This is a genomic window from Pseudoponticoccus marisrubri, from assembly GCF_001482405.1.
Classification (GTDB): Bacteria; Pseudomonadota; Alphaproteobacteria; order Rhodobacterales; family Rhodobacteraceae; genus Pseudoponticoccus; species Pseudoponticoccus marisrubri.
In genome coordinates this window covers 276,626-300,377 of sequence record NZ_LPXO01000006.1, presented here as the reverse complement: position 1 = coordinate 300,377, position 23,752 = coordinate 276,626, and the positions used below count along the sequence as shown (strand labels likewise).

Below are 23,752 nucleotides of genomic sequence, written 5' to 3'. Positions count from 1 at the left end.
GCGTGTGGCGACCCGCTACGACCGCTGCCCCAAGGTCTTTCTCTCCGCCATCGCTCTCGCTGCAGTCGTCATCTACTGGTTATGAATCCTGATCCTAGTTCGCTTATTTGAAGAAAGGTATGAAGAAGAAGTCGAGAAATCGCCTCCGGTAAATCCGAACGCATCGCCTAAACCGTCTGGAAGAGAACGCAAGCTTCGACGATTACGAAGCCAAATAGGGCCGCCGTCTAATGAGTGAGCGGCAGCGGCTTTTCCAAGTGATGCTCTCGTTTTTTTGGAGAGGGCATCTCCGGGAGCAATATGGAAAAGGCCACCAAAAGTAGGCGGCCTTTGAAATAATTCGTCGCGCGGTGCCACCCGCCCCGGAAAGTAAGGACTGGACTAGATGCCCTCACCGCAGGAAACAAATGGGATTCAATCTGCTGGATTCAAAGAACAGCCATCACCAATCTCCGGTCTGCCGGGCGGTTCAATACGCGCAGAACAACAAAAAGAGGCCCCTCCTGTGGGCCGTCTTGACAATAACGGAGTAACTCTTCACCCGCCTAAACCTGCCAGAAAAAAGTGGTTTGGAATACCACTGGTTACGAAGCCTACACCGAACGCACAAAGGCGCGCGATCTCCATCGGGACGCAGGCGCAAAATCCGTATCGCTCTGCGGGATGAAAACACTGGAAGGCCGCGCCGATCTAGTCAGGGCCGTTGTTCAGGAAGGGCCGCAGGCGGGAACGATCACGGGCCGCATTATTGGTGTCTCGCGGTGTTCATCTCCGTTGCTTTGCCCGGTTTGTGGACCGCGCATCGCATTGAAGCGCGGAGAACTTGAAGCCCCAGATCGACAAACTGGTCGCAGCTGGGTGGAGTGCGTGGCTCATTACCCTGACGGCTCGCCACAAGCGCGGCAATAAACTCTCCGATGCCTTTGCCATGTTCCAACAAGCCTGGGGTCTGCTCACCTCTGGCAAGGCGATTGCCAAGAAGCGGGAAGCTGTTGGCGGTCTTGAATATGTGCGTGGTTACGATCTGACGCACGGTCGTAACGGATGGCATCTTCACTTCCATCTGGTTTTGCTCGTTGGCCCTTACGGCGGCACCGGCGAAGCCGTGGCCGATTGAGTGTTGGCGCGATGGTCACGAGCGATCACGACTGCGGGCGGCTCGGTCTTGCCTCGGGCGCTCGACAAGCGGCCTGCCGGGAATGCGGTTTCTGCGGCGGCTTACGCGATGACCCTCGCGGGCGTAGCCAAGTAAAAGTACAAAATTAAAACACGTCATAGCGCATCGTTCAAGAAGGTCGGGTCCGGGTTCGCGTCGATTGCGGAAGCGACGGCGGCGGCGGCCAAACGAGGTCGCAGTCATGACGGCGGCCAGACGGCTGCGGACCTGCGTCGGGCGGCGATTGACGGCTGGGATCGCGCCGCGATCTGGATAACCAAGGCAGAAGCGGCGAAGCAGGCGGAGGACATGAAGCAGGCAGAATGGTGCGAGAAACAAGCCGCCACCGTTGGCAATAACGCGGATAGGAACGCTGCGCTCTATGTCGAGTTCGCGCAAGCGACACTCGGCAAGCGTGCCGTCGTGGTGTCTCAAGGGCTGCGCCTGAAAGACCCGCAGAAAGCCGCCGAGGAAGACGAAATCGAAATGCCCGAGATCGTCGCCTACCTGCGAGAACGGGGCCTGTCCGTGATAGACAAGGAAGTAGGCTTTGTCCTCGCGGCGGCGCGCGCCTCGGTGGAGGCAGGTCGAAAGGTGCTCGAAGACCTGCTTGGGCCTCCGGGTTTGGATGGATTTTGGCGCATTCCCACCGATGAAGAGGAAGAGACCGATTGGGCTTCCCTTCGAAGGGAAGCCGCACAGTGCGACGAAGCGGTGCGCAAGCGGCGGGCGGAAGCCGCTGCTCCGCTGCACGAAGCACGCCGAAAACGGATTTCCTCACGCTGTCGTACGATCCGAAAATGAATGCGCCCGCGTCAAACACGACGCGGGCGCTGGTGCTGGTCTGTGATCGCTCGGGCCATCGGGTCCTTGCCGTCTTCGGTTGGCTAAACGCCCAAAGAGGAAAGGAGAAAGCGATGGACCTCACAAAACTCATTGACCTGATCGCCGAAGTTGCCGCCAAGCGGGTCGCCCGGGAGGGCAAGACGAAGGCAGAAACACCGGACGGAACACTCCTACGATTCCGCATGATTCTGGCATCAATATGGAGCGCTGGTCATATTCTTCTCGGAGTTTTGCGCTCCACGCGAGACCTAGACACTCGACGGCGAAGATCACATCGTTGAGTTCCGCCGCAGATCGACGAAGAGTTGAAGATGATCAATGTCAAACCTCTCCTACGCGTAGCCATCTACGCACGCTACTCGACTGACTTTCAGAACCCCAAGTCGGTGCGCGATCAGATCACGCTGTGCGAAAGAGAGGCCGCGCGCAAAGGCTGGCAGGTTGTTCAGCACTACCACGATTCCGGCATTTTGGGCGCAACGGACAATCGCCCTGGATATCGCGACCTACGCGCCGCTTTGAGTAAGGGCGAATACGACATCATTCTGGCCGAAAGCCTCGATCGGCTTTCAAGGGACCAAGAGCACGCGGCACGATTGTTCAAGGATGCGAAGTTCAATGATGTCGATATCCATACCCTCGACCGTGGTCGGGTTGATATCATCCAGGCTGGTTTCAACGCGACCATCGCGGCAGTTTTCCTGGAAGCTCAAGCCGCAAAGACTCGGCGGGGACTCTTGGGTCGCGTTCAGGATGGAATGAGCGCGGGCGGGTTGAGTTATGGTTACAAGGTGCCGCAGGACGAAGGCGGCAATCCCCGGAAAGGCGAACTCGCAATCAATGAAGAGGAAGCCTTGATCGTTCGGCGGATTTTCCGGGAATACGCCGAGGGGAAATCCCCTTTGAAGATTGCGACAGGTCTGAATGAGGACGGCATTCCCGCTCCCCGGGACGGGCGCGGCAAGGGCGGGGCCTGGAAACAGAACACGATCAACGACAACCGAGAGCGCGGGACCGGCATCCTGAACAATGAACTCTACATCGGTCGCCGTGTCTGGAACCGGCTGTCGTATCGGAAAGACCCCGCAACTGGGCGGCGTGTGTCCCGCCCCAACCCGAGATCCGAATGGGAAACGTCCGAGGTTCCCGATTTGCGTATCATCGACGAGTCGCTATGGACGGCGGTGAAGAGCCGACAGGACAGCCTCCAAGAGAAGCGCGGCAAACGGGAGGCACATGACCGGAACGGTCTTTCTGCCAGTCAGTCGCTTCGTCGGCGCAACTACCTTCTTTCCGGGCTGCTGCGTTGCGGGTCCTGCGGCGGCAACATGACCGTGGCAGGGTCAGGTTCCGCAAAGCGCTATTACTGCGCCAACGCCAAGGAGAAGAGACCGTCGATCTGTGGCGGTATGCCGGGGTTGCTCGTCTCTGTTGCCGAAGAAGCCGTGTTGGGTCAGTTGCGCGATCACCTTTTCCAAGACGCAGCCTATCGGTCCTTCGTGGCTTCGTTCGAGCCGCAGTTGAAGGCGCAGCAAAAGGACTCAGGCGAAGCCCTGCGTGTGAAGGATAAGACCATTGGCAAGCTGGAGCGCGAGCGCGCCGCGTTGATGGAGGCGGTAAAGAGAGGGATTGCGGCAGACGAGATCCTTAAGGAACTCGAACAGGTGGCTAAGGACCTCGACCGCGCCAGGACGGAACGGGAACTCCTGATCCCAGAACCCGTGCCCCTGCCCGACAATCTCCCCGAACTATACCAGGCATTTATTGATAATTTGGTGGCGACGCGGAACGAAGAAGGCGTGTCCAGTCGCGCGTCGGATGAATTCCATGACCTAATCGACGCGATTACGGTGCGTTACGACGCAACCAGCGGAGAACACACGCTGACGCTGGACGGGAGCATTGTTGATATGCTGACAGCAGCGAACCCCGCCGGTGACGGGGCTTACGCTGGCGGACCTAGTTGTTCGCTAAATTTGGTTGCGGGGGTAGGATTTGAACCTACGACCTTCAGGTTATGAGCCTGACGAGCTACCGGGCTGCTCCACCCCGCGACAGTGAGGGTGATGTACACTTGGGGATCGGGGGCTGCAAGGGTGTCGGGGAAGTTTTTTCATGGAAATGTCATGCTTTGATGGATGACGTGGCGGGAGGGGGATTCGGGCAACCGGTGGCGCCGCGTAGGCCCCGGCCCACCCCGACACGCAGGTGCCTGGGGTGGGCTGTTCAGCCGGCGTTCTAGGCGGCAGCGGGCGCCGGCTCGGGCGCGCGGCGGCGGCTTGCGTCTTCCTTTCGGGCCTTCGGGAAGAAGCTGAAATAGAAGACCGGCGCGGCTAAGAGCGTCAGGATCGACGCAAAGCCCAGCCCGCCCATGATCGTCACCGCCATCGAGGCGAAGAAGGCGTCGCCCAGCAGCGGGACCATGCCAAGGATCGTGGTGGCCGCGGCCAGCACGACGGGGCGCAGACGCGAGGTGCTGGCGTCGAGGATGGCCTGCCGGAACGGCACGCCATCGGCGCGCACCAAGTCGATCTCTTCGACCAGCACGATGCCGTTCTTGATCAGCATCCCCGACAGGCTGAGGAGCCCGAGCAGTGCCGTGAAGGAGAAGGGCAGCCCCGTGCCGAGTAGACCCAAAGCCACGCCGTTCACGCTCATCGGCACCAGAAGCCAGATGATGACCGGCTGCCGGATCGTGCCGAAGAGCAGGACCGAGATCAGCACCATCACGATCAGCGACAGCGGCAGCTGCTGGCCGAGGCTGGCCTGCGCCTCGGTGGAGTTCTCGTACTCGCCGCCCCATTCCAGCGCATAGCCCTCGGGCAGCGCGATGGATTCGACCGGCTCGCGGATCTCGGTGAAGACCGCGGCCGCGTTGACCCCGGCGGGCACGCCGGCCTGCACGGTGATGGTGGGCACGCGGTCGCGGCGGCGGACCAGCGTGTTCTGCGCCTCCCATCCGAAGCCGTCGACGATCTGGGCCACGGGGATGTAGGTCTGCCCGGCGGCGGAATAGACTGGCAGGTCGGCCAGGTGGTTGCTGCCCTCCTCGAGCGCGCTGTCGCTGCGGATCTTGATCGGGATCAGCCGGTCGCCCTCGCGGTAGAAGCCGACCTGGATCCCGTCCGTGCCCAGTTGCAGCGACTGGGCCAGATCCTCGCGCGTGACGCCGGCGGCCTTGGCGCGTTCATCGGCGAAGCGGGGCACGATGGTCAGCTCGCGCTCGCGCCAGTCGGTGCGCAGATCCTGAACCTGGTCCGAGGCTTCGGCCATGGCGCGGCTCGCCTCCTCGGCCAGCCGGCGCAGCACCACCGGGTCGGGCCCCGAGAAGCGCGCCGCGATGGGTGCACCGCCGCCCGGGCCGAAGGCCAGGCGTTCGGTCCGGAACTCGCCCGCGGTCAGCGTACCGCGGCCGAAGGCTTCGAGATCGGCGCGCAGTTGCGGGATCTGTTCCAGCGTCTCGGTGCGGATGATCAGGTGGCCATAGGTGGGCAGCTGCTCCTCGGGGGCGTAGGTCAGCATGAAGCGCGTGGCCCCGCCGCCGATGAAGGTCGCGACCGAGACCACCTCGTCGCGCGCGGCCAGCCAGTCCTCGACCTCGGCCATGTCCTCGGAGACGCGCTGGATGCCGGCGCCCTGCGGCAGCTTGTAATGCACGTAGAAGAGCGGCGTGTTGCTGTCGGGGAAAAACTGCTGTTTCACCTGTCCGAAACCGATATAGCACAGCACCGTCACGCCGATCAGTGCGAGGATCACGAGGTGGCGCAGGGTCAGCGCCCAGTCCAGCGTGGCGCGGTAGGCGCGGAAGAGCGGGCCGGCATACTGGTCCTGATCCTCGCCCGAGCCGGTCTTGAAGAAGTAATGCGCCAAAAGCGGCGTGGCGGTGATGGCGAGGATCCAGGACAGCAGGAGCGAGATCCCGATCACGGCAAAGAGCGAGAACAGGAATTCCCCGGTGGCGTCGGGGCTCAGCCCGATCCCCGCAAAGGCCATGATGCCGATCACGGTCGCCCCCAGCAGCGGGACCTGCGTCTTGGAGGCCACGTCCTCGGCCGCGTCGCGCGCCGACTTGCCGCGGGCCATGTCGCCCTGCATCCCCTCGGCCACCACGATGGCATTGTCCACCAGCATCCCCATGGCGATGATCAGCGCGCCCAGCGAGATGCGCTCCATCTCGATGCCGAAGATCGCCATCAGGAAGACGGTGCCGACCACGGTCAGGAACAGGGTCACCCCCACGACGACCGCGGCCCGCCAGCCCATGAACAGTGCCAGCACGATGACCACGATGCTGACCGACATGGCAAGGTTCAGCAGGAAGGCGTTGGAGGCCTCGTCCACGACGACATGCTGCTGGTAGATCGGGTGCAGCTCGACCCCGGCGGGCACGTCGCGCATGATCTCGTCCAGCCGGGCATCGGCGCGCTGGCCGACCTCGACGATGTTCAGATCGGCCTTGCCGGCCACGCCAAGCGTGAACGCCTCCTGCCCCTGGAAGCGGATGATCTCCGTCGGTTCGGTCACGCGGGCGCGGGTCACGGTGGCGAGGTCGAGCAGGTCGATCACCTCGCCGCCGACGCCGATGGTCAGGTTGGCGATCTCGTCCACCGTATCCGAGCCCTCGGGCGCCTGGATGCGGATGTCCTGCCCGTTCTGCGACACGCTGCCGGCCGCGCTGCGCGAATCGGTGTTCGACAGCGCCCCGGCGATGGTATTGGGCCCGATCCCCAGATTGGTGGTGATCGAGGTGTTGGCATCAACATAGATCGCCTCGGAGGGCAGCCCGGCCAGCGCCACGTCCGCCACGCCTTCGACCGCCAGCAGTTCGCGGCGGAAATACTCGGCGATCTCGTGCACCTCGGCATCGGTGAAGCCCGGCGCGGTGACCGCGTAGAACACGCCGTAGACATCGCCGAACGTGTCGTTGACGATGGGCTCGCCGGCCTCGGGGGGCAGGTTGCGCTCGGCATCCTTCACCCGGTTGCGCAGCTTGGTCCAGATCGCCGGCAGCTCACTGCCGTCATAGGTCGACTCGATATTGACCGAGATCCGGCTGACCCCGGGCTTGTTGGACGAGGTGATGAAGTCGATCTCGCCCATCTTCTGGATCTCGGACTCGATCGGCTCCGAGACCTCTCGCGCGACCTGCTCGGCCGAGGCACCGGGATATTGCGTGATGATGACGGCGTTCTTGATTGTGAAGGCCGGATCTTCGAGACGGCCGATCGTGGCAAAACCCCAGATGCCGCCCAGCAGGCAGGACAGCATCAGGATCCAGGTGATCAGCGCCTTGTCGATGGACGCGCGCGCGATGGACATGGGCTCACTCCCCGATGCGGGTGAAGGGACGCACCGACTGCCCGTCGGTAAGCTGCGAGGCGCCGGTCAGCACGATCTGCGTGCCATCCGCGGGCCCCTCGGTCATCATGATGCGGCCATCCTCGCTCAGCCGGATCTCGACCGGCGTGCGGCGCACGGTGCCGTCCTCGTAGACCATGACGCCGGGCGCGCCGGCCGGGTCGTAGACCAGCGCCGTCTCGGGCAGGACGATCCCGTCGGGCACCGCCCCCTCGGCCTGGGCCAGCACCGTGACCGAGGCACCGGGAAAGACGAAGGCGCCGGGGCTTTCCTGGAAGGCCAGGGTGATCGTGTAGGTCTGGCCCAGCGAGGCGGTCTCGGTCTCGAATTCGCGCATCACCAGCGGGTAGCGGCCGCTGTCGCCGGGCAGCTGCGCCTCGAACTGCACCTGCTCGCCGGCGCCGGCCTGGCGGAACAGCACCTCGGGCACATCGATATCCACCCGGATCTCGGAGACGTCATGCAGCCGGACGACCGGCGTGCCGGCTGCGACCGTGGCGTAATTCGCCACCAGCCGGCGCGCCACCAGCGCGTCGAAGGGCGCGCGCAGCGTGGCATGGTCGAGATTGTCGCGCGCATCCCCCAGTGCGATCTCGGCCAGTTGCAGCTGGGTTTCGGCGTCGCGGACCTGCACCTCCGAGGCGGCCTGCCCGCTGAGCGCCTGAAGCCGCTCGGCATCGCGCACCGCCTTGTCATAGCTGGCCTGCGCCTGCGCCACGGCGCGCTCGAACCGGTCGAGATCGAGCCGCGCGATCAGGTCACCCCGGGCCTTCTGCGTGCCTTCCTCGGCATCCAGCTCTTCGATCTGGCCGGCCACCTGGAAGGCGAGATCGACGGTCTGCCGGGCCTGCACCTGTCCGAAGAACTGGCGCTGCAGCACCACCGGCTCGGCGCTCAGCGTCATGAGCTTGACCGGCTTGGCGACCTCCTGCGCCATGACCGGCGCGGCAAGAGACAGGAAAATGACTAGGGTTTGAAAGACGTGACGCATGGCAATGAACCTCTGGCGGCTTTGGCTGGCTGGCAGTTAGGGCACAGGTCAACCAAAGTAAACCGCTTGGTTCAGCTATTTGGTGTGGGAAGGCGTGTGCAGGCGCGCACGATGTCGTGTGAACATGAAACAGGCAGGATTGGTTCCCAAGGAGTGCCAAAAACAACCGGGACCCTGCGCGATCCTACGGGCGTAGCCATGCGGCCAAAGCTCAGGTGGCCGAGCGGTTGCGCGCTGAGCGGGCAGGTGGATTGCGTGCCTCCTCCATCGACCGGGTTGAGCCCATACAAGACGCGAGCGATCGTATCGGTGCGCCCCGAGCTGACAGGCGCCACCCTGCCGACCGACGCGGGTGGGCGCAGGGCCGTCGCGCGAATCTGCTTGCGCTGCGCGGGCCGCTCGCCTATATGCGCTTCAACAGCGGCGTGCCGGGGCCTTCCCGGTGCCCTCCGGTAATGACGCAACGGGCCGCTGGCCCGTTTTTTTGTGCCCGAAAGGCAGGACCCGAATGACCGACCTGATCGCCAAGACCGGTATGGACAAGCGTCTGGCCGAAATCGTCGGCCCCGTGATCGAGGACATGGGCTTCGAGCTGGTGCGGCTCCGCCTGATGGGCGGCCAGACGCCGACGCTCCAGATCATGGCCGAACGCCCCGAAGGCGGGATCGAGGTGGATGAATGCGCCGATATCTCGACCGCCGTCAGCGCGGTGCTGGATGTCGAGGATCCGCTTGTCGACGCCTACACGCTGGAGGTCTCGTCGCCGGGAATCGACCGGCCGCTGACCCGGCTGAAGGATTTCGACACCTACGAAGGCTACGAGGCCAAGCTGGAAACCGCCGAGATGATCGACGGGCGCAAGCGATTCCGCGGCGTGCTGGCGGGCATCGAGGGCAGCGAGGTGCTGGTCAATCTGGACGAGGGCACGATCGGGCTGCAGTTCGACTGGCTGACCGATGCCAAGCTGGTGATGACCGACGAGCTGATCCGCGAGATGCTGAAGGCGCGCAAGGCCGCGCAGGTGGACGAGACGAAATACGACGCGATCGAGACCGAATCCGCGCCGGACGAGGACTGACCGGCCCCGGGCCGGAGACTGAACAGCGCGCCAGCGCCAACCGATTGAACCGCGAACTCAAGGCCGAGACGGCTCGCGAGGAGGAGTAAGAAGAATGGCAATCACCTCTGCTAACCAGCTTGAGCTCTTGCAGACCGCCGAGGCGGTGGCGCGCGAGAAGATGATCGACCCCGGCCTCGTGGTCGAGGCGATGGAAGAGAGCCTCGCCCGGGCGGCCAAGTCCCGCTACGGCGCCGAGATGGACATCCGCGTCTCGATCGACCGGCGCACCGGCCGCGCGACCTTCACCCGCGTGCGCACCGTGGTCGACGAGGACGAACTTGAGAACTACCAGGCCGAAGTGACGCCCGCGCAGGCGGCCGAGCTGGTCAAGCCGGTGCGCCCCGCGGTCAGCGTGACCGCCGCCAAGCGCACGGTCGAGCTGGAAGGCGAAGAGCCGCGCAACGAGACTTTCCGCCGCTTCGCGCTGAAGGTGCAGGGCCAAGGCAGCGACCAGATCGACCAGTCGGCCCTGCCCGGGATCGGCGACGAGATCGTCGACGAGGTGCCGCCGGTCGAGCTGGGCCGGATCGCCGCGCAGAGCGCCAAGCAGGTCATCCTGCAGAAGGTCCGCGAGGCCGAGCGCGATCGCCAGTACGACGAGTTCAAGGATCGCGCGGGCACGATCATCAACGGCGTGGTCAAGCGCGAGGAATATGGCAACGTCATCGTCGACGTGGGCCGGGGCGAAGCCATCCTGCGCCGCAACGAGAAGATCGGCCGCGAGGCCTATCGCCCGCAGGACCGGATCCGCTGCTACATCAAGGATGTGCGCCGCGAGACCCGCGGGCCGCAGATCTTCCTCAGCCGCACCGCGCCGGAATTCATGGCCGAGCTGTTCAAGATGGAAGTTCCCGAGATCTACGACGGCATCATCGAGATCAAGGCCGTGGCCCGCGACCCGGGCAGCCGCGCCAAGATCGCCGTCATCTCCTATGACAGTGGCATCGACCCGGTCGGCGCCTGTGTCGGCATGCGCGGCAGCCGCGTGCAGGCCGTGGTGAACGAGCTTCAGGGCGAGAAGATCGACATCATCCCGTGGAACGAGGACGTGCCGACCTTCCTGGTGAACGCGCTGCAGCCGGCCGAGGTGTCGAAGGTGGTGCTCGACGAGGAAGCCGAGCGAATCGAGGTCGTGGTGCCCGACGAGCAGCTGAGCCTGGCCATCGGCCGGCGCGGCCAGAACGTGCGGCTGGCCAGCCAGCTGACCGGGCTCGACATCGACATCATGACCGAGGAAGAGGAATCCAAGCGCCGCCAGGCCGAGTTCGAGGACCGCACCAAGCTGTTCATGGACACGCTGGACCTTGACGAGTTCTTCGCCCAGCTGCTGGTGTCCGAGGGCTTCACCAATCTCGAGGAGGTCGCCTATGTCGAGCTCGACGAGCTGCTGGTGATCGACGGCGTCGACGAGGACACCGCCAACGAACTGCAGGCCCGTGCCCGCGACGTTCTGGAAGAGCAAGCCCGCAAGGCGCTGGAACGCGCCCGCGAGATGGGGGTCGAGGACAGCCTCGTAAATTTTGAGGGGCTCACCCCACAGATGCTCGAGGCCCTGGCCGAGGACGGCATCAAGTCGCTCGAGGATTTCGCTACCTGCGCCGACTGGGAACTGGCCGGCGGCTGGACCAGCGTGGACGGACAGCGCGTCAAGGATGACGGGCTGCTCGAGAAGTTCGAGGTCGGGCTGGAAGAGGCGCAGAACTTGGTGATGACGGCCCGCGTGCTGCTGGGCTGGGTCGATCCGACCGAGCTGGAGCCCGAGGCCACCGAGGATGACGACACCGAGTCGGCCTCCGAGGAAGCGGAAGAAGAGTAGGCGCATCATGACCCGGGGCGGACAGGCCAAGACACGCGAAGCAGGGCCCGAGCGCAAGTGCATCGCCACGGGCGAGGTTCGGCCGAAATCGGCCCTGCTGCGCTTCGTCCTGGGGCCCGACAACAGAATCGTTCCGGATGTGACTGGAAAACTTCCGGGACGTGGCCTATATGTGTCAGCTGACCGGGCGGCGCTGGAGAAGGCGGCGTCCAAGGGGCTCTTCTCGCGTGCGATGAAGCAGCCGGTCGGGCTTCCGGACGGCCTGACGGAACTGGTCGAGCAAATGCTGGCGCGCCGCGTGGTCGATCTGATCTCGCTGGCCCGCAAGTCGGGTGACGCGGTGTCCGGGTACGAAAAGGTCAAGGACTGGCTCTTCAAGGAGGAGGCGCGGGTCCTGATCCAGGCGGAAGACGGGTCGGAACGCGGCAAGTCGAAACTGAGCACGCCGTATGGCGGCGACTATATCGGCTGGCTCACGGCGGACGAACTGGGGATGGCCTTCGGACGACAAACTGTGATACACGCGGCGCTTGGCGCTGGCGGACTCAGTTCGCGTGTTGTAGAGGAAGCCCACCGATTGAAGGGTATACGCACTGGCGCGTCCGGGGCGGATCGCGGCGGCAGGGGTCGCCGGAAAGGATGAAAGAGCTTTATGAGCGATAACGACGGCAAGAAGACATTGGGTGTGCGTGGTGGCCCGCGGTCGGGCAGCGTGAAGCAGAGCTTCAGCCACGGGCGGACCAAGAATGTCGTGGTGGAAACCAAGCGCAAGCGCGTCGTGGTGCCCAAGCCGGGCGCCGGCGGCGGCAAGGGTGCGGGCGGTGGGCAGGGGCCCGCGGGGTCCGGCAAGAACCGCCCCGCCGGGATTTCCGATGCCGAGATGGAACGCCGTCTGAAAGCGCTGCAGGCCGCCAAGGCCCGCGAGGCCGAAGAACAGGCCAAGCGCGAGGCCGAGGAAAAGGCCCGCGCCGAAGAGCGCGAGCGCCTGCGCGCCGAGAAGGAACAGAAAGAGCGCGAGCAGCGCGAGGCCGAGGAACGTGCCAAGGCCAAGGCCGAAGAGGAAGAGCGCAAGAAGCGCGAGGCCGAAGAGAAGGCGAAAGCCGCCGCGGCTGCCGCCTCGCAGCCCGCGCCCAAGGCCGATGACGCGGCCAGCCGTCCCAAGCCCAAGGACAAGCCGGCCCCGCGCCGCGACCAGCCCGACAACCGCGACGATCGCGGCCGGGGTCGCGGGCGCGACGATGGTGGTCGCCGCTCGGGCAAGCTGACGCTGAACCAGGCCCTCTCCGGTGGCGAGGGTGGCCGGCAGAAGTCGCTCGCCGCGATGAAGCGCAAGCAGGAGCGTGCGCGGCAGAAGGCCATGGGCGGCTCGCAGAACCGCGAGAAGGTTGTGCGCGAGGTCAAGCTGCCCGAGGCGATCGCGGTGGCAGAACTCGCCAACCGGATGGCCGAGCGCGTGGCCGACGTGGTCAAGGCGCTGATGCAGAACGGCATCATGGCGACGCAGAACCAGTCGATCGACGCCGACACGGCCGAGCTGATCATCGAGGAATTCGGCCACAAGGTCGTGCGTGTCTCGGACGCGGATGTCGAGGATGTCATCCAGCAGACCGAGGACAAGGAAGAGGATCTCAAGCCGCGTCCGCCGGTCGTGACCATCATGGGCCACGTGGACCACGGCAAGACCTCGCTGCTCGACGCGATCCGCAACGCCAACGTGACCTCGGGCGAGGCCGGCGGCATCACCCAGCATATCGGCGCCTACCAGGTGCAGACCGAGGGTGGCGCGGTGCTGAGCTTCCTCGACACGCCGGGCCACGCGGCCTTCACCTCGATGCGCTCGCGCGGGGCACAGGTGACCGACATCGTCGTGCTGGTCGTGGCGGCGGATGACGCCGTGATGCCGCAGACGGTCGAAGCCATCAACCACGCCAAGGCGGCCGAAGTGCCGATGATCGTGGCGATCAACAAGATCGACAAGCCGAGCGCCAACCCGACCAAGGTGCGCACGGACCTGCTCCAGCACGAGATCGTGGTCGAGGAGATGTCCGGCGAGGTTCAGGATGTCGAGGTCTCGGCGATCTCGGGCAAGGGCCTGGACGAGCTGCTGGAGGCGATTGCGCTGCAGGCCGAGATCCTCGAGCTCAAGGCAAACCCCGACCGGGCCGCCGAAGGCGCCGTGATCGAGGCACAGCTGGACGTGGGCCGCGGCCCCGTTGCCACGGTCCTCGTGCAGAACGGCACGCTGAAGCAGGGCGACATCTTTGTCGTCGGCGAACAGTACGGCAAGGTGCGCGCCCTGATGAACGACAAGGGCGAGCGCGTGAAGGAAGCCGGACCGTCCGTGCCGGTCGAGGTGCTGGGTCTGAACGGCACACCCGAGGCCGGCGATGTGCTCAACGTGGTCGAGACCGAGGCGCAAGCCCGCGAGATCGCCGAGTACCGCGCCAACCTCGCCAAGGAGAAGCGCGCCGCGGCCGGCGCCGCGACAACGCTGGACCAGCTGCTGCAGAAGGCCAAGGAAGACGAGAACGTCAAGGAGCTGCCGATCCTCGTCAAGTCGGACGTGCAGGGTTCGTCCGAGGCGATCGTGCAGGCGATGGAGAAGATCGGCAACGAGGAGGTGCGCGTGCGCGTGCTGCACTCGGGCGTCGGCGCCATCACCGAGACCGATATCGGCCTGGCCGAAGCCTCTGGCTGCCCGGTGATCGGCTTCAACGTCCGTGCCAACGCACCCGCCCGGAACGCGGCGAACCAGAAGGGCGTCGAGATCCGCTATTACAGCGTGATCTACGACCTCGTGGATGACGTGAAGGCGGCGGCCTCGGGCCTGCTGTCCAAGGAAGTCCGCGAGAAGTTCATCGGCTATGCCGAGATCAAGGAGGTCTTCAAGGTCTCCGGCGTCGGCAAGGTCGCGGGCTGCCTCGTGACCGAGGGCATCGCCCGCCGGTCGGCCGGTGTGCGCCTGCTGCGCGACGACGTGGTGATCCACGAAGGCACGCTGAAGACGCTCAAGCGCTTCAAGGACGAAGTGGCCGAGGTTCAGTCCGGCCAGGAATGCGGCATGGCCTTCGAGAACTACGAGGACATCCGCCAGGGCGACGTGATCGAGATCTTCGAGCGTGAAGAGATCACCCGAACGCTGGACTGAGACCGGCTTGATCCGAATAAGCAAAAGCCCCCGGTAACGGGGGCTTTTTCGTTCGTGGTGTCAGACCCCTTGGAACCGGGGCATGTGATGCCTCATGCGGTACCGACCGGACGGCCGGTAAACATGCGGTCGCCTACGCGCACCACGATGCGCCCGTCCGGCAATTTCTTTTCCAGAAAGCCTTGAACAGAGACGCAGGTTCCAAGAAGTACGGTTTTCAGCACGTTTCATCCTCCCAATGGTCTTGTCATTGAAAGGTATGGCGGGTCGGTTAACAAATCGAGTAAATCATGTCACGGAAATGCAGTATTTGCTCACTAATGCGTTAAGCATTGCAAATAACCTGATTGACTCCGGCATTTTGCCCGATTCTGACGCGGTTTGCCCGAAAACTGACCGCCCCTTTACAGCCAGTCCCGCAGGATCGGAATCAGCGGAATGTCCGCCGGGGGCATCGGGTAGTCGCGCAGCTGGTTCGCCCGCACCCATTTCAGCGCCTGCCCCTCGGCCGAGACCGGTGTGCCCTGCCACTTGCGGCAGGCAAACAGCGGCATAAGCAGGTGGAAATTCTCGTAGCTGTGCGAGGCGAAGGTCAGCGGCGCCAGGCAACTGGCCCAGGTGTCGATGCCAAGTTCTTCCTGCAGCTCGCGGATCAGCGCCACTTCGGGCGTCTCGCCGGGCTCGACCTTGCCGCCGGGAAATTCCCAGAGCCCGGCCATCGATTTGCCCTCGGGCCGCTGTGCCAGAAGGATGCGCCCGTCAGGGTCGATCAGGGCGACGGCAGAGACCAGTACGGTTTTCATGTGATGCTCCCGCAGGATGGGCGTGCCGCCCTAGGACCTGTAATCCGCGTTGATCGAGATGTAGCCATGGGTGAGGTCGCAGGTCCAGACGGTCGCCTGCCCGGCGCCCAGCCCGATATCGACGCCGATCTCGATCTCGGCCTGTTTCATCTGCGCGGCGCCCTGTTCCTCGCGGTAGCTCTCGGCCACCCAGCCCTTCTCGGCCACCAGCACGTCGCCGAAGCGGATGGTCAGCAGGTCGCGATCGGCGGCCGCGCCGGACTTGCCCACGGCCATGACGATACGGCCCCAGTTCGGGTCCTCGCCGGCGATGGCCGTCTTGACCAGCGGCGAATTCGCGATGGCCAGCGCATGCGTGCGCGCATCGGCATCCGAGGCCGCGCCGGTCACCTGAACGGTGACGAACTTGGTCGCGCCTTCGCCGTCGCGCACCACCTGGTGGGCGAGGTCCAGCATCACGCCATGCAGCGCGTCGCGGAACCCGTCATGCCCGGTGACATCGACGCCCGAGGCACCGGTCGCCGCCATCAGAAGCGTGTCCGAGGTCGAGGTGTCGCTGTCCACGGTGATGTTGTTGAAGGTCCGGTCGTTCAGCGCGCCCAGCATCTGCTGCAACTGGGACCGTTCGATCCGGGCGTCGGTGAAGATGTAGACCAGCATCGTGGCCATGTCGGGCGCGATCATGCCCGAGCCCTTGGCGATCCCTGCGATGCGCACGGTCTGCCCGTCGATGACCAGCTCGGCCGCCGCCCCCTTGGGGAAGGTGTCGGTGGTCATGATCGCCTCGGCCGCCTCGCCCAGCTTGCCCGGGGCCAGCCCGTTGACCAGGGCGCCGATCCGGTCGGTGATCCGGTCATGCGGCAGCCGCTCGCCGATCACGCCCGTGGCGCTGGTGAAGACGCGCGCCTGCGGCAGGCCGGTCGCCTTAGAGACGGCAGTGCAGATTGCCTGCACCGAGCCCTCGCCGGCGCGGCCGGTGAAGGCGTTGGAATTTCCGGAATTGACGAGGATCGCCGCCCCCGCGCCCTCCGCCTCGGCCCCGATCTTGCGCTGGCAGTCCAGCACGTTGGCCGAACGCGTGGCCGAACGGGTGAAGACGCCCGCAACGGCGCTGCCCGGAGCGAGCAGCGCCAGCATGACGTCCCGCCGCCCGGCATAGCGCACGCCGGCCTCGACGGTGGCAAGCCGCAGCCCGCCGATCTCCGGCATGTCCGGAAACCGGTCGGGGGCGAGCGGAGAGCGCGGGAGCTTGGCCATTACTCTTCCAGCAGGCCCATGTTGCCCAGGACCGAGGTGTCGATCTCGGCCGCGCCGGTGCGGGTGATCTCGGCATCGTCCACCAGCGTCTCGATATAGGAGGTCACGGCCTCCTGCTGCAGCTGCGTGGCGATCTCGCCGCGCACGGATTCGAGCGCGGGCGCCTCCATCGGCCGGGTCTCGTTCAGCTTGATCACGTGCCAGCCGAACTGCGTCTTGACCGGGTCGGAGACCTGCCCGACCTCCAGCGCCTCGACCGCGTCCTGGAAGGGCTGCACCATCATGCCGGCGCTGAACCAGTTGAGCGCACCGCCATTGGCCCCCGACGGGCCGGTCGACTTCTCGCGCGCGGTTTCGGCGAAATCGGCGCCATCGGCCAGTTCCTGCACGATGGCCTGCGCCTCTTCCTCGCTCTCGACAAGGATGTGCGAGGCGTTGAATTCCAGCCCCTGCTCGGCATCGGCGTAATCGGCCTCGTAGGCGGCGGCGATGGCCTCGTCCGTGACCGCGTCCTGCGCCACCTGCGCGATGACCTCGCCGGCCATGAGCGAGCGGCGCTCGTTGTCCAGCGCGGTGCGCACGCGCAGGGTTTCCTCGGCCGCGTCATCCTGCGACAGGACCTCCTGCTGGACCAGCTGGTTCAGGATGCCGTCCCAGAGATTGTCGGCCGGCAGCTGCTGGTACTGCTCGGGCAGGCTGGCCCGGGCCATCAGCATGTGCGCGACGGTGATCTCGGTGCCGTTCACGGTCGCCACGACGGTGTCCGGGCCAACGGTCTCGTCCTGCGCCAGCGCGGGCGCGGCAAGACCGAGGCACAGCGCGGTCACGGTGGCTTTCATGAAGCGATTTGTCATTGATTGTCCTTTCAGACTGGGCCGCACCACGGCGCGGCGTTGACACTTTTCAGCCTGCCCCTTACATGCCCGGGAGGCTCTGCGAGGCCGGTCTTTTGGGTTCCGTCATATGGGCTGTGTGCGAGGCGGGCAAGCAGATGCCGCACACGATGATGGGAACAGAGAAGTCAGGCCATGCTGGGAAAACTCGCGCGAAAGGTGTTCGGCACCCCGAATGACCGCAAGGTCAAGGCCACCCGTCCGACGGTGGCAAAGATCAACGCGCTGGAGCCGGACTTCGAAAAGCTGGACGACGCGGGGCTGATCGCCAAGACCGCCGAGCTGAAGGAGCGTCACGAGAAGGGCGAGAGCCTGGACGACCTGCTGCCCGAGGCCTTTGCCAATTGCCGCGAGGCCGCCAAGCGCGCCTTGGGCCTGCGCGCCTTCGATGTTCAGCTGATGGGCGGGATCTTCCTGCACCAGGGCAATATCTCGGAGATGAAGACCGGCGAGGGCAAGACGCTGGTCGCGACCTTCCCCGCCTACCTGAACGCGTTGACCGGGCGCGGCGTGCATATCGTGACCGTGAACGACTATCTCGCCCGCCGCGACAGCGAATGGATGGGCAAGGTCTATGCCGCGCTGGGGATGACCTGCGGCGTGGTGTACCCGCGCCAGCCCGATGACGAGAAGCAGGCCGCCTACGCCTCGGACATCACCTATGCCACCAATAACGAGCTGGGCTTCGACTACCTGCGCGACAACATGAAGTCGGAGCTGAACCAGATCTACCAGCGCGACCATTACTTCGCGATCGTGGACGAGGTGGACAGCATCCTGATCGACGAGGCGCGGACCCCGCTGATCATATCGGGCCCCTCGCAGGACCGCTCCGAGCTCTATGTCTCGGTCGACAAGCTGATCCCCGAGCTGGACGACACGCATTACGAGATCGACGAGAAGACCCGCAACGTCACCTTCACCGACGAGGGCAACGAGTATCTCGAACAGCAGCTGCGCGCGCGCGACCTGTTGCCCGAGGGCCAGACGCTCTACGATCCCGAATCCACCACCGTCGTGCACCACGTCAACCAGGGCCTGCGCGCGCATAAACTGTTCCAGCGCGACAAGGACTATATCGTCCGCGACGGCGAGGTGATCCTGATCGACGAGTTCACCGGCCGCATGATGCCGGGCCGCCGCCTGTCCGACGGTCTGCACCAGGCGATCGAGGCCAAGGAGGGCTGCAACATCCAGCCCGAGAACGTGACGCTGGCCAGCGTGACCTTCCAGAACTATTTCCGCCTGTATGACAAGCTGTCCGGCATGACCGGCACCGCCACCACCGAGGCCGAGGAATTCGGCCAGATCTACGGGCTGGGCGTGGTCGAGGTGCCGACCAACAAGCCGATCGCGCGTATCGACGAGGATGACCAGGTCTTCCGCACCGGGCGCGAGAAGTTCACCGCCATCGTCGAGGAAATCCGCAAGGCGCATGAAAAGGGCCAGCCGGTTCTCGTCGGCACCACCTCGATCGAGAAATCCGAGATGCTCAGCACCCTGCTGACCGAGGCCAAGCTGCCGCACAACGTGCTGAACGCGCGCCAGCACGAGAAAGAGGCGCAGATCGTCGCCGATGCCGGCAAGCTGGGCGCGGTAACCATCGCCACGAACATGGCCGGCCGCGGCACCGACATCAAGCTGGGCGGCAATCTCGACTTCCAGATCATGGAGGCCATCGCCGCCGCGCCCGACCGGGACCCCGAGGAGATCCGCGCCGAGATCGAGGCGCAGCACGCCGATGACGAGAAGGCCGTGATCGACGCGGGCGGGCTCTACGTTCTGGCCACGGAACGCCACGAAAGCCGCCGCATCGACAACCAGCTGCGCGGCCGCTCGGGCCGTCAGGGTGACCCGGGGCGGTCCTCCTTCTTCCTGTCGCTGGAAGACGACCTGATGCGCATCTTCGGCTCGGACCGGCTGGACAACGTGCTGGGCAAGCTCGGCATGAAGGAAGGCGAGGCGATCGTGCACCCCTGGGTGAACAAGTCGCTCGAGCGCGCGCAGGCCAAGGTCGAGGGGCGCAACTTCGACATCCGCAAACAGCTGCTCAAGTTCGACGACGTGATGAACGACCAGCGCAAGGTGATCTTCGCACAGCGCCGCGAGATCATGGAAGCCGAGGATCTCAGCGAGATCGTCACCGACATGCGCCACGAGGTGGTGGACGAGCTGGTCGACACCTACGCCCCGCCCAAGGCTTATGCCGACCAGTGGGAGGTTCAGGGCCTCTACGCCGCCTGCCTCGAGAAGCTGGGCATCGACGTGCCGGTGATCGGCTGGGCCGAGGAGGACGGCGTCGACCAGGAGGTGATCCGCGAGCGGCTGGCCGAGGCGTCGGACAAGATGATGGCCGAGAAGGCCGAGGCCTTCGGCCCCGAGACCATGCGCCAGATCGAGAAGCAGATCCTGCTGCAAACCATCGACAGCAAGTGGCGCGAGCACCTGTTGACGCTGGAGCACCTGCGCTCGGTCGTGGGCTTCCGCGGCTATGCGCAGCGCGATCCGCTGAACGAATACAAGTCCGAGGCCTTCCAGCTGTTTGAAAACATGCTCGAAAGCCTGCGCGAGACCGTCACCCAGCAGCTCAGCCAGGTCCGTCCGATGACCGAGGACGAGCAGCGCAAGATGATGGAACAGCTGATGGCGCAGCAGGCCGAGATGCAGCGCGCCGCGCAATCGGCCGAACCGACCGGTCCGGCCGATCCCGATGGGGGTCAGTCCGGCGCCGGTGCCCCGGCCGAGCCGTTGATCGCCGGATTCGACGAGACCGACCCCAGCACCTGGGGCGATCCGGGCCGCAACGATCCCTGCCCCTGCGGGTCGGGGCTCAAGTTCAAGCATTGCCACGGGCGCCTCGTATGATCGCCCGGCGGCGGCACGGGACCGGGGCGATGCCCCAATGGTTTCGCGCCGCCGCCCCACGCCTGCCACGTTCGCGGGCGATACCGCCTTCTGACCCGTAAGTACAGGAGGCCCCAATGGCGCGTTTCAAGAGCTACATTCTCGGCGGTGCGACGCTGATCTGCGCGCTGGCCATCGGCTATGTCATGCAGTTCGGCCTGGCCCTGCCCGGCCAGTCGGCCGCGGCCCCCGACCAAGCGCTGGACGTGACCGACATCCAGCCGGCCTCGTCGGCCGTGCAGCCCCGCCTGCCGGTGGATGCCGCGCAGGACCAGGCTCTGCCGGACCAGACCGTCACGCTTGCCGCCGTGGATGCCGCGCTGGAGGACGAGACGCCGGAGCTGGGCGATCTGCCGGGCAACCCGGCCGCTGGAGGCTTCGACTGCGGCGTGGAGCTCGTGGCCAAGCCCGCCGCCGGCGCGATGGCGGATCTCACGCTGACCGCCCCCTGCAAGGCCAGCGAGCGCGTGACCTTCCACCACCAGGGCCTGATGTTCACCGAGACGGTGCAGCCCGATGGCACGCTGTCGCTCTCGGTGCCGGCCTTGGCGCAGCAGGCGGTGTTCATCGCGTCCTTTGCCAATGGCGATGGCGCCATGGCCATGCTCGAGGTCTCCTCGCTGGATTTCTACGACCGCGTGGCCGTACAATGGACCGGCGGCGCCGGGCTGCAGCTGCACGCCCGCGAATACGGCGCTGCCTATTTCACCGACGGCCATGTCTGGGCTGCGGCCTCGGGTGACCTGGCTGCCGCGGCGCGCGGCGAAGGCGGCTTCCTTGTCCGGCTCGGCGCGGCGGATGCGCCGAAGGCGCTGCTGGCCGAGATCTATTCCTTCCCCTCGGGCACGGCTCGGACCGAGGGCGAGATCGCGATCTCGGTCGAGGCCGAGGTGACCGAGGCCAATTGCGACCAGACGGTCGAGGCCCAGACGCTGGAGCTGCGCGGCCCCGAGGGCCTGCGGGTCCGCGACCTGACGCTGGATATCCCCGCCTGCGACAGCACTGGCGACTTTCTGGTGTTGAAAAACCTCGTCGAAGACATGAAGATCGCCGGACGATAACACGAGGATGGCAGGCATCTCATGTGGACCACCCGTGCGGCGATCTTCGCCGCACTTTTTGTTGTGCTCGGCCCCCTTGCGGCATGGGCCCAGGACGTCACGTTGCGGTCGCGCGACGGGGCCATCGAGCTGACCGGCACGCTTCTGGGCTTTGACGGCCAGTTCTATCGCATCGAGACGCAATATGGCGAGCTGACGGTCGATGGCTCGGGCGTGCTTTGCGACGGCGTGGGCTGCCCCTCCCTGACCGATTACGTGGCCGAGGTCACGATCTCGGGCTCCGCCACGATCGGCCGCGTGCTGCTGCCCGCGCTGATCGAGGGCTTTGCCCTGCGCAACGGGCTGACTGCGACCCGGCTGGCGCTGGATGACCGCCGCTTCACCTATGCGCTGGCCGATGCGGCCAACGACACGGTGGTGGGCCGCTTCCACATGCATCTCGGCACGACCGACGAGGGCTTTGCCGACCTGCTGGCCGACGAGGCCGACGTCGTCATGGCCGTGCGCGAGATCCGCGCCGAGGAGAACGCCGCCGCAGAGGCCGAGGGGCTGGGTGACCTGACGCAGGCTAACCGCTCGCACGTGATCGCGCTGGACGCCATCGTGCCGGTCGTGGCGCCCGGCAACCCGGTGGACGCGATCTCGTTGCCCGATCTCTCGGCCGTGCTGGACGGGCGGATCACGAATTGGCGGCAGCTGGGCGGGGTCGATGCGCCTATCACCCTGCACCTGAAGCCCGAGGGTTCGGGCTTGGCGCAAAGCCTTGAGGATCGCTTCCTCTCCCCGCTCAAGGCCACTTGGACCGATCAGATCGAGCGACATCCTACCGACGAGGACCTCTCGTTTGGCGTCACGCGCGACCCGTTCGGGCTGGGCCTGACCAGCTTTGCCGAGACCGGCAACACCAAGCCGCTGGTGCTGACCGGGCGCTGCGGATTTGCCTTGCGGGCCGCGCGGCGGACCATCAAGACCGAGGATTTCCCCCTCACCGCGCCGATGTTCATCTACCTGCCGGCACGTCGTCTGCCCAAGCTTGCGCGCGAATTCCTTGCCTTCACCGCTTCGCCGCCGGCACAGATCGTGATCCGGCGGGCCGGCTTCGTCGACCAAGCGCCCGAGGAGGTGTCCATCGACCTGCAGGGCGACCGCTTTGCCAATGCGATCACGGTGGCCGAGGGCAGCGCCGGGTTGCGCGAGTTGCAGCGCATGGTCGAGACGCTGTCGGGCATGCGGCGGTTGACCACCTCCTTCCGGTTCGAGGCCGGCGCGACCCGGCTGGATGCGCAATCCCGGTCCAACGTGATGCAACTGGCTCGCGCGCTGGAAACAGGTGCCTATGACGGGCGGCAGGTCGTCTTTGTCGGCTTTTCCGACGGGCAAGGCCCGGCCTCGGCGAATCTCGAGATCGCGCGCCAAAGGGCCCAGACGGTGCGGGACGCGGTGGAGCAGGCAGCCGAGACAGCCGAACTGGGCCGTATCGAGATCGCGACCGAGGCGTTTGGCGAGGCCATGCCCATGGCCTGCGATGACAGCCGCTGGGGACGGCAGGTGAATCGCCGCGTCGAGATCTGGGTCCGTTGAGCGCGCTCACAGCAGCCCTTCGGCGCGGAAGCTGAGTTCACGCGACCGCCCGATCACCAGGTGGTCGTGCAAAGTCAGGCCCAATGCTTCGGCCGCGGCCTGGATCTGGGCGGTCATGTCGATATCGGCCCCGCTGGGCGTGGGATCACCGGAAGGGTGGTTGTGCACGAGGATCAGCGCCGAGGCGTTGAGCTCCAGCGCACGCTTGACGACTTCGCGCGGGTAGACCGGCACGTGATCCACGGTCCCGCGGGCCTGTGCCTCATCCGCGATGAGCACGTTCTTGCGGTCGAGGTAGAGCACGCGGAACTGCTCGATTTCGTTATGGGCCATGGCGGTCTGGCAGTAGTCGAGCAAGGCGTCCCAACTGCTGACCACGTGTTTCTTCAAAACGCGAGATTGCGCCAGCCTGTGCGCCGCGGCCTCGACGATCTTGAGTTCGGTCACCACGGCCGGCCCGACCCCGTCGACCTCCTGCAGGCGCGCGGCAGGGGCTGACAAAACGCCGTTGAAGTCGCCGAAACTGTCCAGAAGCTGCCGCGCCAGCGGTTTCACGTCCCGGCGCGGGATGGCGCGGAAGAGGACCAGCTCAAGCATTTCGTAATCCGGCAGTGCCTCGGGCCCACCGGACAGGAAGCGGTCCCGCAGGCGCGCCCGATGATCGCGGATATAGGAGGGCAGCTTGCTGCCGGCCGCAAGCGGTTCGGCGGTGGCCTCCTCACCTTGGAAGAGCGCCGGTTGCGCGTCGGAGAAATGCCTGATGCGGGTCATGCCCGCATCTTGGCGTGCGGCGGGTTAGCAGCCGGTTAACGACCCAC

The 23,752-nt window shown here is 65.5% G+C and carries 17 protein-coding genes, 1 tRNA gene and 1 pseudogene; 11 read left to right on the top strand and 8 right to left on the bottom strand.

The window, feature by feature from the left end; genetic code table 11:
- From AVJ23_RS22845 to AVJ23_RS22270, 4 genes and pseudogenes are all read left to right on the top strand, one after another.
- Positions 1 to 85: pseudogene (locus AVJ23_RS22845) on the top strand (IS5/IS1182 family transposase); the annotation flags it as partial.
- Between the two features lie 738 nt (positions 86 to 823).
- Positions 824 to 1,117: a rep family protein gene (locus AVJ23_RS22840; RefSeq protein ID WP_157772673.1), complete on the top strand. Its 294-nt coding sequence runs from the start codon at positions 824 to 826 to the stop codon at positions 1,115 to 1,117.
- A 348-nt stretch (positions 1,118 to 1,465) separates the two neighbouring features.
- A complete protein-coding gene (locus AVJ23_RS12520) occupies positions 1,466 to 1,960 on the top strand; it encodes a hypothetical protein (protein WP_058862525.1) in 495 nt (164 codons plus the stop codon).
- Positions 1,961 to 2,313: 353 nt separating this feature from the next.
- Complete coding sequence (locus AVJ23_RS22270) at positions 2,314 to 4,023, top strand: recombinase family protein (RefSeq protein WP_099045510.1); 1,710 nt, start codon at positions 2,314 to 2,316, stop codon at positions 4,021 to 4,023.
- Here AVJ23_RS22270 and AVJ23_RS12515 read toward each other — a convergent pair.
- The 3 genes from AVJ23_RS12515 to AVJ23_RS12505 form a co-directional block, all read right to left on the bottom strand.
- Positions 3,980 to 4,056: transfer RNA gene (locus AVJ23_RS12515), tRNA-Met, on the bottom strand. The genes AVJ23_RS22270 and AVJ23_RS12515 overlap by 44 nt on opposite strands.
- Positions 4,057 to 4,240: 184 nt before the next feature.
- Positions 4,241 to 7,321: an efflux RND transporter permease subunit gene (locus AVJ23_RS12510; protein ID WP_058862524.1), complete on the bottom strand. Its 3,081-nt coding sequence runs from the start codon at positions 7,319 to 7,321 to the stop codon at positions 4,241 to 4,243.
- Between the two features lie 4 nt (positions 7,322 to 7,325).
- Complete coding sequence (locus tag AVJ23_RS12505; protein ID WP_058862523.1) at positions 7,326 to 8,297, bottom strand: efflux RND transporter periplasmic adaptor subunit; 972 nt, start codon at positions 8,295 to 8,297, stop codon at positions 7,326 to 7,328.
- A 562-nt stretch (positions 8,298 to 8,859) separates the two neighbouring features.
- Between AVJ23_RS12505 and rimP the strand changes: the two genes are divergently transcribed.
- The 4 genes from rimP to infB all read left to right on the top strand — a co-directional run bounded on the left by rimP (position 8,860) and on the right by infB (position 14,435).
- The gene (gene rimP / locus AVJ23_RS12500) at positions 8,860 to 9,429 is read left to right on the top strand and encodes a ribosome maturation factor RimP (protein ID WP_058862522.1); all 570 of its coding nucleotides are present in this window, start codon (positions 8,860 to 8,862) and stop codon (positions 9,427 to 9,429) included.
- A 94-nt stretch (positions 9,430 to 9,523) separates the two neighbouring features.
- A complete protein-coding gene (gene nusA, locus AVJ23_RS12495; RefSeq protein ID WP_058862521.1) occupies positions 9,524 to 11,287 on the top strand; it encodes a transcription termination factor NusA in 1,764 nt (587 codons plus the stop codon).
- Between the two features lie 7 nt (positions 11,288 to 11,294).
- Positions 11,295 to 11,930, top strand: a complete 636-nt coding sequence (locus AVJ23_RS12490; RefSeq protein WP_058862520.1) for an RNA-binding protein — start codon at positions 11,295 to 11,297, stop codon at positions 11,928 to 11,930.
- Positions 11,931 to 11,939: 9 nt separating this feature from the next.
- Positions 11,940 to 14,435 (top strand): translation initiation factor IF-2, encoded by a 2,496-nt coding sequence (gene infB / locus AVJ23_RS12485; protein WP_058862519.1) that lies wholly within the window; start codon positions 11,940 to 11,942, stop codon positions 14,433 to 14,435.
- Positions 14,436 to 14,527: 92 nt separating this feature from the next.
- Here infB and AVJ23_RS23490 read toward each other — a convergent pair whose 3' ends face one another.
- From AVJ23_RS23490 to AVJ23_RS12470, 4 genes are all read right to left on the bottom strand, one after another.
- A complete protein-coding gene (locus AVJ23_RS23490; protein WP_099045506.1) occupies positions 14,528 to 14,659 on the bottom strand; it encodes a hypothetical protein in 132 nt (43 codons plus the stop codon).
- Between the two features lie 180 nt (positions 14,660 to 14,839).
- Entirely contained in the window at positions 14,840 to 15,238 is a 399-nt protein-coding gene (gene mutT, locus AVJ23_RS12480) for an 8-oxo-dGTP diphosphatase MutT (protein WP_058862518.1), read from the bottom strand.
- A 30-nt stretch (positions 15,239 to 15,268) separates the two neighbouring features.
- Positions 15,269 to 16,495, bottom strand: a complete 1,227-nt coding sequence (gene argJ, locus AVJ23_RS12475) for a bifunctional glutamate N-acetyltransferase/amino-acid acetyltransferase ArgJ (protein WP_058862517.1) — start codon at positions 16,493 to 16,495, stop codon at positions 15,269 to 15,271.
- Positions 16,495 to 17,349 (bottom strand): peptidylprolyl isomerase, encoded by an 855-nt coding sequence (locus AVJ23_RS12470; protein WP_240484629.1) that lies wholly within the window; start codon positions 17,347 to 17,349, stop codon positions 16,495 to 16,497. Before AVJ23_RS12470 ends, argJ begins: the two co-directional genes overlap by 1 nt.
- A gap of 174 nt (positions 17,350 to 17,523) precedes the next feature.
- Between AVJ23_RS12470 and secA the strand changes: the two genes are divergently transcribed.
- The 3 genes from secA to AVJ23_RS12455 all read left to right on the top strand — a co-directional run bounded on the left by secA (position 17,524) and on the right by AVJ23_RS12455 (position 22,934).
- Complete coding sequence (gene secA, locus AVJ23_RS12465; RefSeq protein ID WP_058862516.1) at positions 17,524 to 20,253, top strand: preprotein translocase subunit SecA; 2,730 nt, start codon at positions 17,524 to 17,526, stop codon at positions 20,251 to 20,253.
- Positions 20,254 to 20,369: 116 nt separating this feature from the next.
- A complete protein-coding gene (locus AVJ23_RS12460) occupies positions 20,370 to 21,353 on the top strand; it encodes a hypothetical protein (RefSeq protein ID WP_058862515.1) in 984 nt (327 codons plus the stop codon).
- A 21-nt stretch (positions 21,354 to 21,374) separates the two neighbouring features.
- Positions 21,375 to 22,934, top strand: a complete 1,560-nt coding sequence (locus AVJ23_RS12455; protein WP_058862514.1) for a phosphate ABC transporter substrate-binding/OmpA family protein — start codon at positions 21,375 to 21,377, stop codon at positions 22,932 to 22,934.
- Positions 22,935 to 22,940: 6 nt separating this feature from the next.
- Here the strand turns inward: AVJ23_RS12455 and radC are convergent, their stop codons facing one another.
- Entirely contained in the window at positions 22,941 to 23,705 is a 765-nt protein-coding gene (gene radC / locus AVJ23_RS12450; protein ID WP_058862513.1) for a RadC family protein, read from the bottom strand.
- Positions 23,706 to 23,752 lie beyond the last annotated feature (47 nt).

What these genes read in the sequence shown, in the direction of transcription:
- AVJ23_RS12510 (WP_058862524.1), bottom strand. Translation starts at nt 7,321, where the DNA reads ATGTCCATCGCGCGCGCGTCCATCGACAAGGCGCTGATCACCTGGATC.
- AVJ23_RS12455 (WP_058862514.1), top strand. Translation starts at nt 21,375, where the DNA reads ATGTGGACCACCCGTGCGGCGATCTTCGCCGCACTTTTTGTTGTGCTC.
- AVJ23_RS12520 (WP_058862525.1), top strand. Translation starts at nt 1,466, where the DNA reads ATGAAGCAGGCAGAATGGTGCGAGAAACAAGCCGCCACCGTTGGCAAT.
- argJ (WP_058862517.1), bottom strand. Translation starts at nt 16,495, where the DNA reads ATGGCCAAGCTCCCGCGCTCTCCGCTCGCCCCCGACCGGTTTCCGGAC.
- infB (WP_058862519.1), top strand. Translation starts at nt 11,940, where the DNA reads ATGAGCGATAACGACGGCAAGAAGACATTGGGTGTGCGTGGTGGCCCG.
- AVJ23_RS12505 (WP_058862523.1), bottom strand. Translation starts at nt 8,297, where the DNA reads ATGGCGCAGGAGGTCGCCAAGCCGGTCAAGCTCATGACGCTGAGCGCC.
- AVJ23_RS12460 (WP_058862515.1), top strand. Translation starts at nt 20,370, where the DNA reads ATGGCGCGTTTCAAGAGCTACATTCTCGGCGGTGCGACGCTGATCTGC.
- mutT (WP_058862518.1), bottom strand. Translation starts at nt 15,238, where the DNA reads ATGAAAACCGTACTGGTCTCTGCCGTCGCCCTGATCGACCCTGACGGG.
- AVJ23_RS22270 (WP_099045510.1), top strand. Translation starts at nt 2,314, where the DNA reads ATGATCAATGTCAAACCTCTCCTACGCGTAGCCATCTACGCACGCTAC.
- nusA (WP_058862521.1), top strand. Translation starts at nt 9,524, where the DNA reads ATGGCAATCACCTCTGCTAACCAGCTTGAGCTCTTGCAGACCGCCGAG.
- radC (WP_058862513.1), bottom strand. Translation starts at nt 23,705, where the DNA reads ATGACCCGCATCAGGCATTTCTCCGACGCGCAACCGGCGCTCTTCCAA.
- rimP (WP_058862522.1), top strand. Translation starts at nt 8,860, where the DNA reads ATGACCGACCTGATCGCCAAGACCGGTATGGACAAGCGTCTGGCCGAA.
- AVJ23_RS12470 (WP_240484629.1), bottom strand. Translation starts at nt 17,349, where the DNA reads ATGACAAATCGCTTCATGAAAGCCACCGTGACCGCGCTGTGCCTCGGT.
- secA (WP_058862516.1), top strand. Translation starts at nt 17,524, where the DNA reads ATGCTGGGAAAACTCGCGCGAAAGGTGTTCGGCACCCCGAATGACCGC.
- AVJ23_RS12490 (WP_058862520.1), top strand. Translation starts at nt 11,295, where the DNA reads ATGACCCGGGGCGGACAGGCCAAGACACGCGAAGCAGGGCCCGAGCGC.